The organism is Amphritea opalescens, from assembly GCF_003957515.1.
In the GTDB taxonomy this organism is placed as follows: Bacteria; Pseudomonadota; Gammaproteobacteria; order Pseudomonadales; family Balneatricaceae; genus Amphritea; species Amphritea opalescens.
Genome location: NZ_RQXW01000005.1, coordinates 100,494 through 118,623, shown reverse-complemented (window position 1 = coordinate 118,623; position 18,130 = coordinate 100,494). Strand labels below are relative to the sequence as shown.

The following is an 18,130-nucleotide window of genomic DNA, read 5'->3' as shown; positions in this document are numbered from 1 at the left end:
TTCTACTGGCAATAACCGGTCATTTATAGAATAATTTTTCTCATATCAAACTAATAAAAGATAAAAATGTCATGGATAGCATAGATAAGCAGATACTTAATCTTTTACAGCAAGACATAACGCTCTCTGTTGCCGAGATTGCTGAGCAGGTCAACCTATCCACAACACCCTGCTGGAAGCGGATCAAGCGATTAGAAAACGCCGGTATCATCAAAGCCCGTGTTGCCCTGCTAGATAGCAAAAAAATTGGCGTAGGCGTATCGGTATTCGTGCAGATCAAAACACAGCAACATGAAGAACAATGGCTAAAGCAGTTTGCCGCTGCGGTCTTAAGCTTCGAAGAAGTGATGGAGTGCTACCGTATGGCCGGGGAGTGGGATTACCTGCTGCGGGTGGTCACCAACGATATCGATTCCTTCGACCGTTTCTATAAAAAACTCATCACCGACGTGAAGGGGCTCACCGATGTTACCTCTAGTTTTGCGATGGAAGAGATTAAGTTCTCAACCCGATTACCCCTCAGTCACTGCTGAGACTTTACCCCGAAGCTTTGCAGCGCCAACAAGCTTCTATATAGTGACAACATCATCTGCCGAGCCTGACCTATGCGCCTGAGAAATTTAAACACCTTTGTAAAAGTAGCCCGACTGGGTAGTTTTCATGCTGCCGCCCAACAGTTGCATGCAACCCAGCCAGCCATCTCAGCCAGAATCAATGCCTTAGAAGAAGAGCTTGGGGCACAACTGTTTATTCGTGATAAGAGCGGCACCCGCATCTCATCCCGCGGAATGCAGCTGCTCCCCTATGCCGAAAAACTGCTGGCGATTAGCCAAGAGATGAAACAGCAGATTACCGATCAAAACCCACAAAAAGGCACCCTTAGAATCGGCATTACCGATACTTTAGGGCACCTATACCTATCGCCCTTGTTACAACAATGGCAACAGCAACACCCACTGATGTCCTTCGAGCTCATCAGCGATGTCACCCCGACACTCACCCGCCAACTGCAAGAGAATCAATTAGATCTCGCCCTGATGGTTGCGGGGGATAACAATCAGCCGGGGCTGGTGACAGAACCATTGTGTAGTTTTCCACAATCTTGGTGTACCACGCCTCAACGCCTACAGGACAACCCCGTTAACAGTGTCGAAACCCTATGTCAGTCGCCTATTCTTAGCTTTCCAAGGGATACCCGCCCTTGGGACTACCTACAGTCACTGTTTCGGCCACTGGAAGAGACACCCATATTTCACACCTGTAGCTCCGTTGCCAACCTACTCACCCTGACCCTCGAAGGTGCCGGCATGGCACTGCTGCCAGCACCGGTGATTCGCCCCTACCTAGAACAGGGACGGCTGGTGCTGGTCAACCCCGGACCAAAGCCACCGGAACTGGCCTTTTGCGCCTGCTGGTGTTTGGACGATGACCGCATACTGCCCCAACTATTGGTAAAAAGCGGTCGAGAGATCATTGTTAATACCGCCTGAACAACCTAGCCATCGGCCTTCAAGTCGAAAAACAACAGTATTTTCATCCCGATTCGGATGATTTTTAAAAAAATTCAGCTAAATAACCAATATAAACAGATTATTTTTCTTATCTTTTTCCAGCTATTGCAACTATTCCTCTTTTCTAAGAAACTGGGTGCAACCCAAAAAGTCAGTTTGCAGTTTATCTTTCGCTCAACGCCACAAGCAGAGCGTGATTGACTGTACAGTCACGAGACCCAGAAGCTGTTCTCCGATCGCTTTAACGATCAAAATTACTCAGCAACTCAGTGTCAAATAACTCTGGAACATGCAATATGGTTATAGCGCCCGAGTATCATCTCTGGCTGCCTGTTACGCATGGTCCCTAATACGTTTAAGGAAGGTTAATATGAGCATTGCTTACCTGAATGGCGAATACTTGCCGCTAGAAGAAGCCCGCATCTCTCCACTCGACCGCGGTTTCCTATTTGGCGACGGTATCTACGAAGTTATTCCATACTACAACGGTAAATCTGTAGGCCTGATGCCTCATATCAACCGTATGATCAACGGCTTATCTATCATCGAGATCAAAAACAGCCATACTGCTGACGAGTGGAAAACACTGCTTGATGATCTGATCGCTAAAAACAGCGACCTCGGTGAAAATCTGGGTGTTTACGTACACATTTCCCGTGGTACTGATACCAAGCGTAACCACGCTTACCCAGAAAATGTTGAACCAACTATTTTCTGTTTTGCCTTCGGTATCAAGTCACCTGAACCTGCTGATCGCACTAAAGTGCATCAGTACAGCTTGATCAGCACTGAAGACCTGCGCTGGCAGCGTTGCCACATCAAGTCTACCGCACTGCTGGGTAACGTTATTCACTATCAGGAAGGCCACTCAAGCGGCAATGACGAAGCACTGCTTTACAATGCCAAAGGCGAACTGACTGAAGGTAGTTCATGTAACGCATTCATCGTTAAAGATGGCGTTATTAGCACCCCTATTCAGGACAACCAGATCCTACCGGGTATTACCCGTCGCATCATCATCGACAGCATCAAAGCGGACGGTTCTCTGAAACTAGAAGAACGTACCGTTACCATGGATGAAGTCCGTAATGCTGACGAAGTTTGGGTAACCAGCTCATCTAAAGAGATCGCTCCGGTCACTAAACTAGACGGCAAGCCTGTCGGTAATGGTGAAGTTGGCGAAATCTGGGAAAAAGCTTTCAACATCTACACCGCTGCTAAGTTCGACTACTAAGCTCGGCTAGCGCTGCTAGTCGATCTGTTAGTAAGCGCTATTAGTAAGCGCTATTAGTAAGTTTTCTTAGTAAGCCCAGCACCCAATCCACCATGTGGTTTGAGTGCTGAATAAAAAAACCTGACCTCGGCATCCGACGTCAGGTTTTTTTTATCTATGCCCACCACCCGTTTCAAGACAACGCTAGCATTAGCGTCATTCGCCCATCTCGACACCCTCATTGTTTACCACTCTTTCTCTTCCCCATCCCCAACCGAATCCAACGCTGAATCGATATCTAGCCAGCCATTCCTCATCCGATTACTTTTCGAGAAATTACCTTAACAGCATTGATCGGGACGACAAAAATAGTTTCATGGCATAGTATTCACTTCAGTTATGCACTAAAAATCACAGGCTATAGGAAGGATTATCATGATGAAAAGTACGCTTTTTATACCACTGATCGTGGCGACCGTCGTTAGTACTCATGCATTTGCCCTTGATGCAAAGTTTGCTGATACGGCGTGGGACGGCAACCAAGTACCGACCGGACAGCAATGTCAGAAATTTGGTGGGCATAACCCCGCAACACCAGCACTGATCGTCAGTGATCTTCCATCAGGCACCCATGCCATCGTGCTGGAATACAGCGACCGTGATTCTAAAAAAATGGATAACGGTGGACATGGGCGAATGCAGTTTATGTTTAATGGCAGCGAGCGCGAAGTGACTATCCCCTCCGTCGCGGGGCATTCATTTGACCTGCCTGAAGGATTTAAAAGCATTGAAGCACATCGCAGCCCTGGCTGGGATAAAGCCGGAGCCTACATGCCGCCCTGCTCTGGCGGTAAGGGTCATGCGTATTACGTCACGGTCAAAGCGATGCAGGATGATAAAGTCACCGCAACAACGGTATTAGAAATGGGCAAATACTAAGCGGATGGATTGTAACACACGGGGAGCTGGGGCGATCTCAGCGCCCCTTATCGACTAACCGCTCGGCGCCTATGCTCCTATATAAATGCTCCTATATAAATGCCTCTATATAAATGCCTTTATAAAAAACAGCTTTATAAAACCAGCCTACATAAGAAGAAGCTTCCGCTTATTGAGCAGTCAGGACGATAATCAGCCCATTAAAGCGCCAACGAGCGGTCTTACTCAGTAAACAACTGCGACTGATTACGACCATTATTCTTCGCTTGATAGAGCGCTTTGTCGGCTCGACTAATGGCCTCTTGGACATCCCGTCGATTTTCTTCAACCTCCGTAATACCAATGCTAATGGTCATGTAAACCGATTCACCGGGGTCCACCTTAATAGCCGTATGCTCCAAAGTCTGTCGTATACGTTCAGCGACGATATACCCCTCTTTTTGCAAGGTATTCGGCATCAAAATCACCAATTCATCACCGCCATATCGCGCTAGCACATCTTCGCAACGACAGTGCGATCTAATCACATCGGTGAGCTGTTTAATCGCTTTATCACCCACAGCATGACCGTAGCTATCATTAATCCGTTTAAAGTCATCGATATCGATAATCACCACAGACGTCGGCTGCCCTGTTTGGACGGCTTGCTCTAACAGTTTGCTCGCAGCCGTATTAAAGGAGCGACGGTTAAGCAGCTGTGTTAAGGGATCGGTTGAGGCCAACAGTTGCAGGTCGAGTTGGGTTGCTTTCATACTTTCAAGCGAGCGAATACGGTAGGCGATAATCAGTGAAAGCATCAAGGCCTCCAGCATAATACCGATACCAACACCGTGGGTATTAATATAGTTAAATTCCACTTCACCTTTATAAAACAACACCGCTAGCACGCTAAAAATAACAAAGAGTCCATGGCCTAATAAAAAGTACAAGGCAACAGGATGTTTACGAATCAGCATCGATACAGAGACCGACAAGGTGACTACCATCATGAGGGCAGCAAAGGTGGTTGAATCCTGCAGCGCACTGACAATATCAAATAAACCGTAGAGAGTATCACCCACCAATATAATAAGGGTCCAGAGTAGCGCCTTGTGCTCTATAGGGTACTTTCGCTTCGTCTCGAACGTTGTCATCATGAATAACAATAGAAAGATCGGTATGCCGCCTAAGGCCAAGTGGCCATGAAAAGCGGTAGCGCCATATACCTCAAAAACATCGGCGATCAAACCATATGAGAGCGCGATCCAATACCCGCCACAAATTAGGTAACAGGCGTAATAAAGGTGCTCTTTTAAACGGGATGATAAAAACAACAAGAGGTTATAAATAATCAGAGCAAGCAACATACCGACAAGCAATGAAATATCGGTACTTTGGCTCAATAAGACTCTTTTGGATTGGTCGGCATCATACAGATTAAGCGCGAACCATTGATGCGAATAGGCGATGCTTTTGACTAGCAATGTTTTGCGCTGATGGGGCTGTAACGCGATATCAAACACGGCGCTACCGCGATACATCCACTGCAGCGTATTTTTATCATCCGTATCCAGCACCCGTTCGCGGGTCAACCTACCATCGACGACTTCATAAAGTTCGATCGCACGGTTGTGGTAGGCATAAGGGTGGTGGAGGTAAAGTTCAAAGGGGGTAGCGTTGCTGTTTTCTACTTCGATTTTCACCCAAGTGGTTTTCGCATGGGTACCTAATGAAATACTGTTTTTTGATATCTTAAAGGTCTGCTGCAAAACTTCATCAAAGGTCATCTGCTGTGTTTCGTCAACAAAATACCCCATCTGAAACTGTTCAAGCTTAACGCCACTTCCCTGAATCACCTGCACAGGTACCGCAGCCCAACTCACCGCAGAAAATAACCCGCTTAGCGATAACAACACAAGCATCAATAAATAGGGGCGAATACAGGTCATTAGCCATCTTCTATGACGGATGAATAGAACATACTTGATAATATGTTATCTATCCTAACCGATTGCTCAATAAAAGAGTATAACAATGGCTCCGCATGGCTTTAGAACCATTAACCTAAGAGATGCTCAGCCTTGAACACTCACTTAGCTGACATCATAAGCCGGACCCACGTATTCAACAGCAATCCAGTCGTTGAAGCACCAACGACCCACCTTACTCCGTAAACAACTGCGACTGATTACGACCGTTATTCTTCGCTTGATAGAGCGCTTTATCCGCTCGGTTAATGGCGTCGTGTAGATCCGGGTCTGCAGCGTCAACTTCGGCAATACCCACACTGATGGTAAAGCTGACCGACTGCTCGCGACCTATTTTCAAGGTCATGGTTTCGATTGTCTGGCGGATGCGTTCAGATAGTGAAAAGCCCTCTTGCCCAAAGGTATCTGGCATCATAATCACAAACTCTTCGCCACCATAACGAGCCAGTAGATCTTCGTGGCGACACTGGGAGCGAATAACATCGGCAACCTGTTTAATGGATTTATCACCGAGTGCATGCCCATAGGTATCATTAATAACCTTAAAATGGTCGATATCAATCATAGCGATGGAGACTGGCTGCTGTGCTTGTGCCGCCTGCTCTAATAGTTGGTTCGCGGCAAGACTAAAATGACGACGGTTAAACAGCTGTGTTAAGGGGTCTGTTGAAGCTAATAGCTGAAGGTCCGCTTGGCTCGCTTTTAAACTTTCCAAGGAGCGAATACGGTAGGCAATGATCAGCGCCAACACCAATGCTTCAAGCACGATGCCAATACCTACCCCGTGGCTATTAACATAATTAAAGGGGACTTTACCCTTATAAAACAAAACGGCTAAGCCACTAAAACCGATAAATAGGCCATGTCCCAACAGAAAGAATAAAGCGATAGATTGCTTACGCACTAGCATCGACAGGGTCACACATAGCGTCACGAGCATCATGATCGCGGCGAGTGTACTGGAATACTTTAGTGCGGTGACAATATCAAATAAACCATAGATAAACTCACCGATTAACAATGTCAGAATGGAGAGCAACGCCCAATGTTCAACGGGGTATTTTTTCTTGGTTTCAAAAATATTGATCATAAACAGCAAGATAAAAATCGGCATAGACACTAACGATAGATGCCACTTCAGCGTAATACTGCCATAGACATCAAACAGATCGGCCAGCAAGCCATAAGAAAGGGCTATCCAAAAGCCGCCTGAAACCAGATAACAGGCATAGAAAAAGTGTTCTCTTAACCGCGAAGAGAAGAACAGCAAAAAGTTATAGATAATGAGCGCCAGTATCATCCCAACTAGGAGCGCAATATCAGTATACAGACCTAGCAGCGCCCGTTTGGATTGATTTTCATCGTAAAGGTTCAGCTTAAACCATTGATGAGAAAACGCTTGGCTTTTGACAAACAGCGTCTTATGTTGCCACCCCTGCAGCTCAATATCAAACACCGCGCTACCACGATACATCCACTGCAACGTTGTTTTATCATCCATATCCAGCAAACGGGCCCGCGTTAACTGGCCATCGACCACTTCATAAAGCTCAACCTTACTGTTGTGATAGGCATACGGGTGGTGAAGGTAAACCTTAATCGGCGAGGTATTAGCATTTTCTAGTTCGATCTTTACCCAAGTCACCTTCGACGTCGTGCCTAAAGATAACCCATTGGCCGAGGGTATAAAGGTTTGCGGTTGCACATCTGCAAACGTCATGGCTTCCGTTTTATCAACAAAATAGCCCATTCTGAACGACTCAAGTTTGACCGTATCGTTGCTAATAATCTGGGTGGGGATTTGAGCTTGGTTCGTGGCGAAAGACGCGCGAGAAAACAGACAAACACACAAAATCAACAGGAATGAAATAACGGCATGGGAGCGGATGCAGATCATTAATCGCCTTCTATTAACGCGGTCGAGAGTGAGTACTTCAGAATAGATTTTCCATCCTAACCGATTTGTGGCCGAAAGAGTACAACACGAATATTTCGTTGTACAGCAAGCTATCTTTATGGCGCTTACTGAGCAGGATTAACAGCCCGGCTAACCCAAAAGCAGCTGTTCAAATGCCGCCTGTGCATTGATCAAACGCTGCTCACCCACTCCCTCAACAACCTCATAACGTCGATTGAGTCGCTGTATTTCACTCAAATGACGCTGGTAAAGCCACTCGCGCTCATCCGCACGGGGGTTTTCTCGCAGAGGGTCTGGCTCCCAGGGAAGGTCGGGGTTGCACAGTAGGTACACATGATCTGATTCCTGCGCCGCCGCTTCCCTAATCTGCCTAGGGCAAACGCCAAACACCACCTCGGCCCAGATTTTATAATTGATCAAATCGGTATCGTAAATACCCAGCGGCGCTTCGAGCGGCACCTGAGTTTGTTGATAAGCCTGATGTAACACACTCAAATGAGTTAACTGCGCTAGATCGTAATCCGGACCATTTTGCTCAAGATAAATCCGCGCATACTCGGGAGCAAAGGGGATATTCAACACCAAGCTAAGCTGCTCGGCTAGGGTACTTTTACCCGACGATTCCGCACCGGTCAGCACAATACGCATGATCACTGACTCTTCGCATCTGCGTTCTGTTTAATCGATCGCTGCCACTGAAACCAACCATAGAGTCCCAACAGGAGGAAGATGGCATATTGCACGGAGTAGATCGGCGCATCTTTAAGCCAGTAAATATAGATACCCAACACATTCACGATCACCCAACCTAACCAATTTTCCATCCGTTTGCGGGCCTGTAAAAACTGCGCAAAAAAACTTAATACAGTAGTAATGGAATCAAGCCATAACAATGAAGGCTGCGGAATCCAGCTGACATTTGCTGCCAACGCCCTGATGCCCTGCCCCCATGCAGCAATACAGATAACGACCGCCAGCACCAATAACAGTTGCCGTTGCTGCGACAACCACTGTGGCACAAAAGGCTGTGATTGAATGGCGCCGCCCTTTAGCCAAACCCACCAGCAGTAGAGTTGAATCGGTATATAAGACAGATAGAGAATACCGTCCGATACTAACTGCCACTCGGTGATCGCTAGCCAAGCGGAAATTGACGCCCATAGAATGCCTAACGGCCAACCGAGAATATTTTGCCGAGCGATCAGCAGCACCCCCAGAATCGCGCTGACAGTAGCCAGTATTTCCAGCGGCGTACTACCCAACAACTGCAACCACTCGATCGTCATTAAAATATTCGTATCCATATTATCTTGTCAGCTTTACTCTTGAATTCACGATGGCACACCCTTTACGCCTAACCGTATCGGGAATGACTGCGGGCGCATATTGTATCCCCATCAACGATCTTTTTCAGACCCATTCAGCCCGATATAACCGAAAACCTCTGCGAAACTAGACAACTTAAAACAGGCTACTCGCAGAGCCCATTGCCAGAAAGCAAAAAGCCTGCATAAGCAGGCTTTAGTAGAGATTCATCAGCAGTCGTTATCGCTGTCGTTAACTCAAGCGGGGGTAATCGGTATACCCCTCTGCCCCATGAGCGTAAAACAGTTCCTGACGGGCGGGATTAAGCTCGGCATCCAGCTCTAACCGTTTTGGCAGATCGGGATTAGCAATAAAGGGGATACCGAAAGCCACGGCATCAGCCTTACCCTCGGCTAGCCACTGATTAGCTAAGGCCTTAGTAAACTTCTCATTGGCGATCACAGGGCCACCAAAACACTCTTTTAGCATCGGCGTTAAGCTGTCATCGGCGGCGCGCTCTCGGGTAGAGATAAAGGCGATACCGCGCTTACCCAACTCGGTCGCCACATAGCTAAAGGTCTCTTTGGGTTGGGAATCACCCATACTATGGGCATCCATTCGTGGTGCTAGATGCATCGCCACCCGATCTTTACCCCAAACATCGATACAGGCATCGGTGACCTCCAGCATTAAGCGGGCACGGTTTTCTAATGAACCGCCATACTGATCATCACGCAGGTTGGTGCTGTCCTGCAAAAACTCGTCCAACAGATAACCATTCGCACCATGGATATGCACACCATCAAAACCAGCGGCTTTAGCATTCACCGCGCCTTGACGGAAATCGCCGATAACCCCTTCGATCTCTGCTAATGTCATCGCTCGGGGCTCAACATAATCTTTTACCGGCCGAACTAAGCTGACATGGCCCGCAGGCTTAACCGCACTCGGGGCCACCGGCCGCTCACCATCAAGATACAGTGGGTCGGAGATACGCCCCACATGCCACAACTGCAGGAATATACGCCCACCCGCCTGATGAACCGCATCGGTGACAAGCTGCCAACCCGCTACCTGCTCATCGGACCAGATTCCCGGAGTATCGGGGTAACCCACCCCCATCGGCGTGACTGACGTCGCTTCCGACAAAATCAAACCAGCACTACTGCGTTGGCGGTAATATTCAGCCATCAACGCATTCGGCACGCGACCTTCATCGGCGCGGCAACGGGTTAATGGTGACATAAGAATACGGTTTTTAAGGGTTAGATCACCCAAGGTGATCGGGTCAAAAAGAGTAGGCATTAACGTCTCCTATCGGTACGTTTATTAAAGCTGTTCGTTTAGACGCGCAATAAACTGCTGAATCACAGCCTCATTACGCATAAAGAAATTCCACTGCCCCAGTTTTTTACTGCTGATAAATCCAGCCCGCAGTAACGTTGCCAGATGAGCCGACACTGTTGACTGGGATACACCCGCTTGTCGGTCAATCATCCCAGCACACACACCAAAACTCAGCGGGTGTTCCTGATCAGCAAAAAACAGTTCAGGTTGTTTTAGCCAATGTAAAATATCTCGGCGTAACGGATGCGATAACGCCTTTATCATCTCATCGAGTTCAGCGGCGCTCATAACCTTCCTCTTGCTATTCTCGGGCTGTCATTTTTACAACTTGGCTTCATCACATAGAACTAACTTGGCGATGAATGCAGGTTTTCACAAGATTTCGCTTCTGCATAACAAACTCAACACCCCGCACTATCGAGCGCCATGGGCGTGAATTCATCAATACTTACAATATCGCTAAAACACGATATAACGAAATATATATCGTTACAACACGATATGCTAATTTAATAAATATTTAGCATGATAATTGTGATGATGTAAGTTGAGATTGAGATTTGATCTCATGCTTAGTTACATTGCTGAAGAGCACGTACTACTAAGGATACAACGAATATTGGAGGGTAGCGTGAAATTGTAGTTTTAGAATTTAAAGTGAGATCATTGAAAACCTCGCTATTGAGGGGAAGCTTGAGCAACTCTATTAAAGCCTTGATTGATAAAGCTATTATTGAAAGATTTAGCTTCTCAATAATATGTCTTCTTTATGCGTGGATTCAGTGGATCGCTGCAACACATTCATTAAACTTGTCAGCATAGTCTAGCGTCCTTCATAGCTATAAATTGTATGTCGCTGATGTTTAAGGTTGATACTCTTATTTGGTGGGCACTTATAGCCTTGAAAGCTTCGTAAAATATCTTTTCGTGGTTAGAATGTCACAAAACAACGTATCGCGACCTCGCTCTAGCCGACCTTTGAGTCGTTCTGCATTCCATCCCAGAAATCAGAATCCATCTCTTTGATTTCGATATGCTGCTTGGTCTGCATTCCGAGGCTGTAGTCATACATATACTTAGCCAATTGTTCACCATTGATCAAAACCAAATTGGTGGTACCGTTTAAACTCTCAGCGTAAGCCGTTGCACCAGCACTGTATGATGAAGTGGTAATGAACACACCTTTATTCGATTGAGCCACCGCCAGAGCGCCAACAAACTTCTGAACTTCTTCGCGGCCTACAGTATTGCTCTTTGCATAACGCTTAGCTTGAATATGTATTTTCCCGAGACCAAGGACATCTTCTCTAATAATCCCATCAATGCCGCCATCATTTGAGGCTTGTGTGACCGTTCCAGCGTTTTTTACCTGCCCTCCATAGCCCATACGCTCCATCAGCTTAACAACAAGGCCTTCGAACTCTGTTGCCGTTTTACTGAGTACGGTATCTATAATCTGGTCATATGTGGACTGGCGGATGCTCTCATGCGCTGTATTCAGCATTTCTTGAGGAGTTTGATTATTTTCCATTAGAAGATCAGAAGACTCATCAAGCTGCCCTTCTTCTGCTTTCTCTGCTTTCTGCTTCGCTGTCCTCAAGGCCATTTGTTGTTTAACAAATATCTGAATCTCTTCTGTAGGTTTATCTAAGAACGCCTGTGCTAACTCTGTATTCTTATATACGCCTCTGCGCGGCCTTTCCGTCAGTCCACTATTGGTTAAATAGCTCAATGCCCAGCTGATTCTATCCAGAAATACAGTGCCATTACCCGAATCGTATTCCTGAATAATTTCGGCATCAGATAAACCAAACTCAATAGCCAGAGGCTGCTCCAGATCCCTGAATTTCTGCTCACCATTCGTATTCAAGTAGCGCAGAATATTCGGCATGATTTCGTTGTATTTTGGGATAGACATAACTTTTCCGTAAGCTCTGTTATTATTGAGTGGACTTAATATAAACCTTAAAACTATTGATATTTATAACATTTTTAATTTACCAGCATGATTTTTTAAAAGCGTCACAACTATAAATCACGCACTAATAAAAAGGGCTTGCGGCACCTAAAGTGCCGCCAGGCTCTAGTCTAGTGTCCACCCCAACCCAATTAAGTACCCCAGTTTTCGTTAACTCGCTTCGTTAGAAGCAAATTAACTATCCCCATAAGGGGAAATGAAAGCACTACCTGAAATGACTTGAAGCGCCAAGAGAGCAATCACTGATGGCTTGTCCTTGGGGCCCATAAATAACCTCATTACGATTTCTCGCATAAATTGAGCTTTAAAGCGCTCGGTAAGCTATGGGTGTACTTATAAGTATCATGCTGAAGGAAGGTCTACAACACCTTCCACAGGACTGTCTGCATTGAGCAATAATTTTCAGATTAGAAAAAGTAAAATGATACTTTCATGAAATTTTTCTTTTTCGACGCTGAGGAAATGCTGCCTACCATCTCGAGCAGCTCTTTATACGTAATCTTTTTACCGACTGACGAGACCCAGATTGCTTATTCATCAGCACATTCAATAGTCGCACTTATTATATGAACCCCCGGCCCATAAAATATGCTTATTTATTTAGTTCTAAATGATCTTAAAATAAGCTTTGATATTCTTTTAGTTTATATATAATTCACGCTCAAATTTTAATTCTCTGGAGTACTCTGATGTCCCGATTCGTGGCCCTGATGACCTTGTTCTTGTGTGGTTGGAGTAGTTTAGTGACTGCGGCCGACAAAAACCTTGAAATTGGCTATATGCCCATTATTCCGATCTCCCAAGCATTTATTGTTTTGGAAGGCGACACCTTGGAAAAGGCCGGCGTTAGCGATCCTAAGTTGTTTCAATTTCAAAATGGCCCCGCTATTGTGCAAGCGCTCCTAGCCGGTCAATTAGATGTTGCCTATCTTGGTATTGGACCTGCCATGGTTGCCCGTGCCAAAGGCGCTGACATTAAAGTGGTTGCCTCTAACATTGTTGAGCAAATCAGCATGGTCGCCTTGGGCGAACTGTCTCCTTACTTTGATAATGGTGATGCAAAAACAGCGTTTGCCCGTTTTAAAGCGGATAAAGGCCGTAAAGCCGTTATCTCCACCTTCCCTAGAGGTTCAGTGCCAGAAACAGTGTTGCAGTACTGGTTACAAAAACAACTGGGTATGAGCAGCGATGAGATCAAACAAAACATCGACATCATTTACCAAGGCGCGGCTCAGGTACAGCAAGCACTGATGACCGAAGCGGTCGATGGCGCCGCTATTTTAGAGCCGGTTGTTAGTATTATTCGTGATAAAAAATCCGATGCAACCGTCGTGGCCTCAGGTTCAGGTATGTTCCCTCATCAACCAGGTGCGGTATTAGCCGTGCGTGAATCATTGATCAATGAGCATCCTGAATTGGTAAAAGCGCTAGTGAAAGCCCATATCGCAGCCACCCATGAACTGCGTGATGCCCCAGAAAAAGCGGTCAAAGCCGTGGGTAAATACGTCGGTGGTGGTCGTTTACCCAGCAAGATTGTTTTGAATGCGCTGCACAACTCACACGATCAGTTTGAAGCAGATCCTAATGCGATCATAGATGGCACTCGTACCATGCGTGATTTTCAATCCAGCCAAGGTACGCTTAAAGCAAGCGTTGACCTAGACGCACTGTTTGATGTTCGTTTTTATAACGAACTCATTAGGGAGTAATTCCACCTCATGGAATCACACACTCACCCTTTAACACGCTCACAATGGGGGCGTGCTTTACTGGGAATATTAGGCGTAGCAGCATTTGTACTGTTGTGGAAATACGCGCAAGCGGCAGGCTGGGCGGCAGCTGGCACCATTCCCGATCCCTTTAAACTGCCACAAGCACTGGTTGATGAGTGGACATCCGAGCGTTTAATGCCAGCCGTCCTCTCAAGTTTAGTGCATTACGCTTGGGGCTTGGCGATTGGTACTTTTCTTGGCTTCTTAGTGGGTACATTAGCGGCGTCTTCATCGCTGCTAGACGCCTTACACGCTTTGCTAGCGCGGATTCTACGTCCGATTCCGCCATTGGCGTGGGTGGTTTTTGCCATCGCTTGGTTTAAAGTAAGCCATGCGGGCGCCGCCTTCGTGATTGCCATAGGCGTATTCTGGGTAAACTACTTTGCAACCTATTCTGCGGTACGCAATGTGGATTCTCGTTTTTATGACCTAGCCCGTGCGTTTGGTCAAAATGGCTATTTTCGTCAAGCCTTTCAAGTAACCTTACCGGGAGCGGCAACGGGAATTTTCTCGGGTATTCGTACCGGTATCGGACAAGCGTGGATGACCTTGATCGCCGCTGAATTGTTGGGTGTTCCCGGCATGGGACAAGAGATGAATTCCGCCGCCGGCGTCGGTGCTTATGAAGTGGTTGTGGTTTACATGCTGATTATTTCTCTGGTTTACACCTTGAGTGATACCCTATTTGGTTTGATTGAAAAGCGAGTGTTAACATGGCGCCCATCCTAAAGATTGAAGATCTGAGTTATCACTACGGGAACAATCCTGACCCCGTTTTTGCTCATTTGAATCTTCAAATAGAAGATGGCGAGTTTATTGCCGTCGTTGGTGGTTCAGGCGTTGGTAAATCGACACTGTTACGTTGTGTCGCTGGCCTGACCTCAGCCAGTCATGGCACTATTTCACTAAACGTCGAGGAAGACGAAACCCGCCGCTCTCGCAGCGTGGTGTTTCAAGATGGTCGTCTCATGCCTTGGCGTCGATTGCGCAGCAATATAGCGTATGGGCTGACAGGGCTCAAACTGACAGCCGAAGAAAAACACAACCGCATAGACGAAGTATTAAAACTGACTCGCCTTGACGAGCTGGCTGAGCGTTGGCCACACCAGTTGTCCGGTGGCCAAGTACAACGGGGCGGTATTGCCCGAGCATTGGCGGTCAAGCCTCACTTATTGTTGATGGATGAGCCTTTTAGTGCGGTCGATGCCATCACGCGCCAACATTTGCAAGATCAGTTACTGGCGATCTGGGAACAGACGCGCAAAGCGGTAATGTTTATCACCCACGATATTGAAGAAGCGGTGTATTTAGCCGATCGAGTCATTGTATTATCGGGTTCACCGGCGAACGTCGTGTTAGATAAACCCATTGATCTGCCTCGCCCAAGAGATCGTGGCACAGACAAGTTGCAAAAAATGGCTCAAGAGATCGCAAACGCACTTTAATTTTCAGAAGAATTGTTAGAAGGATACCCTCATGGCCGTTACACGATTATTGATCCACGCACCCACAGTAGATGCATTGAAACGAGCACAAAACAATGCCCGCAATTTACTTAAATTAGAACCGGATGCCCAGGTAGAAATCGTCGTCAATGGCCCCGCGATGGCAGTGGCGGTCACCTTGACAGACTCCGATATTCTAAGTCGACTGGTGATGTGTCGTAATAGCTTACAAGCGCAATCCCTGACCGCTCAGGCAGACGTTAAGCTGGTTGACGCCGCCGTTCAGTATCTTGCTCATCAACAAGCCGCTGGTTGGTCTTATCTTCGCGCTTAAGATTTGCCCGTCAGCGAGTCTATACGCGCCCCTATCTATACACGCCTCTATCTATACACGCTCCTATTAGATGGGTAGGAATCCTTTAATCTAAAGATTCAAAGCATTCTCTTCGCTTGGCTGAATTGGCCCTCTAACTCGCCCCGCTTTAGTGCGTTTAGCCGGATTTACCTCCTCAGACCAATGATTAACACAATAGGCTTGAAATACCTTATTCATTAGCGCACTTTATACTTCAGTATTTACACTAAACGATTATTACGGGTATTAAATTCATGAGCACGATTCATTTTGTCGGTGGTGAAAAAGGTGGGGTAGGTAAATCGGTATTATCCCGTCTGCTATCACAGTATTTTCTGGATAAATCACAACCCTATGTCGGCTTGGATGCCGATCAGTCACACCCGACACTGAGCCGCTATTACCTCGATTACACCCGAACCATCAATCTGGATCACTTTGAAAGCATCGATCAGATTATGGAGTTGGCGTTAGAAGATGATTGCAATGTGCTGATAGATCTTCCCGCACAAAGCGAACGTTTTCTCGACCGCTGGATCGAAGAGAACGGCGTTATCGAGATGTGCCAAGAGATGGGCATTAAACTCGTTTATTGGTATGCCGTCGATAGCGGCCCTGATTCAGTAAATCTACTGGACAACTTCCTCAACAAATACAGCCATCAGCTATCGGTGATTGTGGCCAAAAACCAAGGCCGGGGCACCGACTTTAGCAATATTGAAGCCTTAGCACCGTTACAGGGGTTTGATACAAACCAAAAACCGGTGGCGCAGTTTTATATCCCCGCACTACACACCCCTACCATGCAGAAGATCGAGAAACTGGGTCTGAGCTTTTGGGCCGCGGCAAACCTGAAAGATAATGAAGCCCCTCATCTGGGCTTAATGGAAAGACAACGCAGTCGAGTATGGGTCAACAAAGTTCATCATACCCTCGAAGGCTTAATGAACGATCTATAAGCTGATGCGGGGCCACACATAGCGTTTCGGCCCCGCTATCATTTTGCGCTAAAAGACTCTCTCCTCATTTTTACCCTCTTGCGCCTAACACGAATACTTTAGCGATGCCTCAGTATCATTTTTAGTCACTTTTGAGCCGCAAACATACCGCTTATCTGCTAAACTCGCGCCAATTAAAACGTTAAGGTTTCGGTTATGAGTTTTTCATCTTTTGGTTTACACCCTTCACTGCTGCAAGCCATTGAAGAAAAGGGTTATAACCAACCAACCCCTGTACAACAGGAAGCGATCCCCGCTATTTTCAAACAGCAGGATCTCATGGCTGGCGCGCAAACAGGTACCGGTAAAACCGCGGCCTTTGCCCTGCCTATTCTGCATACCTTAGCCGATCAGCAAACCCCCGCTAATATCGTTAGCGCACTGGTTTTAACCCCTACGCGGGAGCTGGCGCAACAGGTCGCACAAAGCTTTCAGGGTTATGGCAAACACCTTTCACTGCGCACAGTGGTGGCCTATGGCGGTGTCAGCGTTAATCCACAGTTAGATGCCATTGCCCAAGGTGTCGATATTCTGGTGGCCACACCGGGCCGTTTGATGGATCTATTGTCCCGTGGGGCGATCGATCTCAGCCAACTGGCGTTCTTCGTATTAGACGAAGCAGATCGCATGCTCGATATGGGCTTTATTGATGATATTAAGCGGATTCTTCGCGCCGTGCCCAAAAACCGCCAGACACTTCTCTTCTCCGCCACCTTTGATGATGCGGTTTTTAAACTCAGCCAACAGCTACTCAATAATCCGCAGCTGATTGAGGTCGATCAGCGCAATGCCGCCGCCACTCAGGTTGAACAGATCGCCTATGAAGTGGATAAGCACCGTAAACGGGAGATCACTTCCTACCTGATCGGTTCGAAAAATTGGCAGCAGGTACTGGTATTTACCCGCACTAAAAAAGGTGCCGACGATCTTGCCAAAGAGATGTGTAAAGACGGCTTAAAAACCGTTGCCATTCATGGGGATAAATCCCAAGGTGCCCGAGAACGAGCGCTAGAAGGGTTTAAAGAGGGTTCGATTCGTGTCTTGGTTGCCACCGATGTCGCCTCCCGTGGCCTCGATATTCAGCAACTCAAATATGTAATCAACTATGAGTTGCCCCACAACGCCGAAGATTATATCCACCGGATTGGTCGTACCGGCCGCGCAGGTGAAACCGGTGTGGCGATTACGCTGCTAAGTGCCGATGAGAAATGGCTACTGGATGAAGTGCATAAAATTCTCGATGGCCACCTCATGCAGCAGTGGCTTCCCGGCTATGAGCCGAGCCTCGAGCAGAATTTCGGCCAAACGAAAAAAAAGGGGCGCGGCGGCAATAGCCGACATAGCAAACCAGCCGGCCGCTCACGCAGACGATAAGGAGCGCA

Annotated in this window: 17 protein-coding genes; 10 read left to right on the top strand and 7 right to left on the bottom strand. The window is 46.9% G+C overall.

What is annotated here, in order from left to right; genetic code table 11:
• Positions 1-71: 71 nt before the first annotated feature.
• The 4 genes from EH243_RS07115 to EH243_RS07100 all read left to right on the top strand — a co-directional run bounded on the left by EH243_RS07115 (position 72) and on the right by EH243_RS07100 (position 3,663).
• Entirely contained in the window at positions 72-533 is a 462-nt protein-coding gene (locus EH243_RS07115; protein ID WP_126157957.1) for an Lrp/AsnC family transcriptional regulator, read from the top strand.
• A gap of 72 nt (positions 534-605) precedes the next feature.
• Entirely contained in the window at positions 606-1,490 is an 885-nt protein-coding gene (locus EH243_RS07110) for a LysR family transcriptional regulator (protein WP_126157956.1), read from the top strand.
• 391 nt (positions 1,491-1,881) lie between these two features.
• Positions 1,882-2,745, top strand: a complete 864-nt coding sequence (locus EH243_RS07105; protein WP_126157955.1) for an aminotransferase class IV — start codon at positions 1,882-1,884, stop codon at positions 2,743-2,745.
• Between the two features lie 417 nt (positions 2,746-3,162).
• Positions 3,163-3,663: a YbhB/YbcL family Raf kinase inhibitor-like protein gene (locus EH243_RS07100; protein WP_126157954.1), complete on the top strand. Its 501-nt coding sequence runs from the start codon at positions 3,163-3,165 to the stop codon at positions 3,661-3,663.
• A 221-nt stretch (positions 3,664-3,884) separates the two neighbouring features.
• Here EH243_RS07100 and EH243_RS07095 read toward each other — a convergent pair whose 3' ends face one another.
• The 7 genes from EH243_RS07095 to EH243_RS07065 all read right to left on the bottom strand — a co-directional run bounded on the left by EH243_RS07095 (position 3,885) and on the right by EH243_RS07065 (position 12,118).
• On the bottom strand, positions 3,885-5,591 hold the full coding sequence (locus EH243_RS07095) for a sensor domain-containing diguanylate cyclase (RefSeq protein WP_126157953.1): 1,707 nt from the start codon (positions 5,589-5,591) through the stop codon (positions 3,885-3,887).
• Positions 5,592-5,805: 214 nt separating this feature from the next.
• Complete coding sequence (locus EH243_RS07090) at positions 5,806-7,527, bottom strand: sensor domain-containing diguanylate cyclase (protein WP_126157952.1); 1,722 nt, start codon at positions 7,525-7,527, stop codon at positions 5,806-5,808.
• A 150-nt stretch (positions 7,528-7,677) separates the two neighbouring features.
• Positions 7,678-8,196, bottom strand: coding sequence for an AAA family ATPase (locus EH243_RS07085; RefSeq protein ID WP_126157951.1), 519 nt, complete (start codon positions 8,194-8,196; stop codon positions 7,678-7,680).
• Between the two features lie 2 nt (positions 8,197-8,198).
• Entirely contained in the window at positions 8,199-8,852 is a 654-nt protein-coding gene (gene pnuC / locus EH243_RS07080; protein WP_126157950.1) for a nicotinamide riboside transporter PnuC, read from the bottom strand.
• Positions 8,853-9,105: 253 nt separating this feature from the next.
• Positions 9,106-10,158: an alkene reductase gene (locus EH243_RS07075; protein WP_126157949.1), complete on the bottom strand. Its 1,053-nt coding sequence runs from the start codon at positions 10,156-10,158 to the stop codon at positions 9,106-9,108.
• Between the two features lie 24 nt (positions 10,159-10,182).
• Positions 10,183-10,488 (bottom strand): ArsR/SmtB family transcription factor, encoded by a 306-nt coding sequence (locus EH243_RS07070; RefSeq protein ID WP_126157948.1) that lies wholly within the window; start codon positions 10,486-10,488, stop codon positions 10,183-10,185.
• 679 nt (positions 10,489-11,167) lie between these two features.
• A complete protein-coding gene (locus tag EH243_RS07065) occupies positions 11,168-12,118 on the bottom strand; it encodes a restriction endonuclease (RefSeq protein ID WP_126157947.1) in 951 nt (316 codons plus the stop codon).
• A gap of 749 nt (positions 12,119-12,867) precedes the next feature.
• Between EH243_RS07065 and EH243_RS07060 the strand changes: the two genes are divergently transcribed.
• The 6 genes from EH243_RS07060 (at position 12,868) to EH243_RS07035 (ending at position 18,122) form a co-directional block, all read left to right on the top strand.
• Complete coding sequence (locus tag EH243_RS07060) at positions 12,868-13,887, top strand: ABC transporter substrate-binding protein (protein WP_126157946.1); 1,020 nt, start codon at positions 12,868-12,870, stop codon at positions 13,885-13,887.
• A gap of 9 nt (positions 13,888-13,896) precedes the next feature.
• The gene (locus EH243_RS07055; RefSeq protein ID WP_126157945.1) at positions 13,897-14,679 is read left to right on the top strand and encodes an ABC transporter permease; all 783 of its coding nucleotides are present in this window, start codon (positions 13,897-13,899) and stop codon (positions 14,677-14,679) included.
• A complete protein-coding gene (locus EH243_RS07050) occupies positions 14,664-15,395 on the top strand; it encodes an ABC transporter ATP-binding protein (protein WP_126157944.1) in 732 nt (243 codons plus the stop codon). The genes EH243_RS07055 and EH243_RS07050 overlap by 16 nt, the downstream gene beginning before the upstream one ends.
• A gap of 31 nt (positions 15,396-15,426) precedes the next feature.
• On the top strand, positions 15,427-15,729 hold the full coding sequence (locus tag EH243_RS07045; protein WP_126157943.1) for a DsrE family protein: 303 nt from the start codon (positions 15,427-15,429) through the stop codon (positions 15,727-15,729).
• Between the two features lie 275 nt (positions 15,730-16,004).
• The gene (locus tag EH243_RS07040; protein ID WP_126157942.1) at positions 16,005-16,709 is read left to right on the top strand and encodes a P-loop NTPase family protein; all 705 of its coding nucleotides are present in this window, start codon (positions 16,005-16,007) and stop codon (positions 16,707-16,709) included.
• Between the two features lie 195 nt (positions 16,710-16,904).
• Positions 16,905-18,122, top strand: a complete 1,218-nt coding sequence (locus tag EH243_RS07035; RefSeq protein ID WP_126157941.1) for a DEAD/DEAH box helicase — start codon at positions 16,905-16,907, stop codon at positions 18,120-18,122.
• Positions 18,123-18,130: the final 8 nt, after the last annotated feature.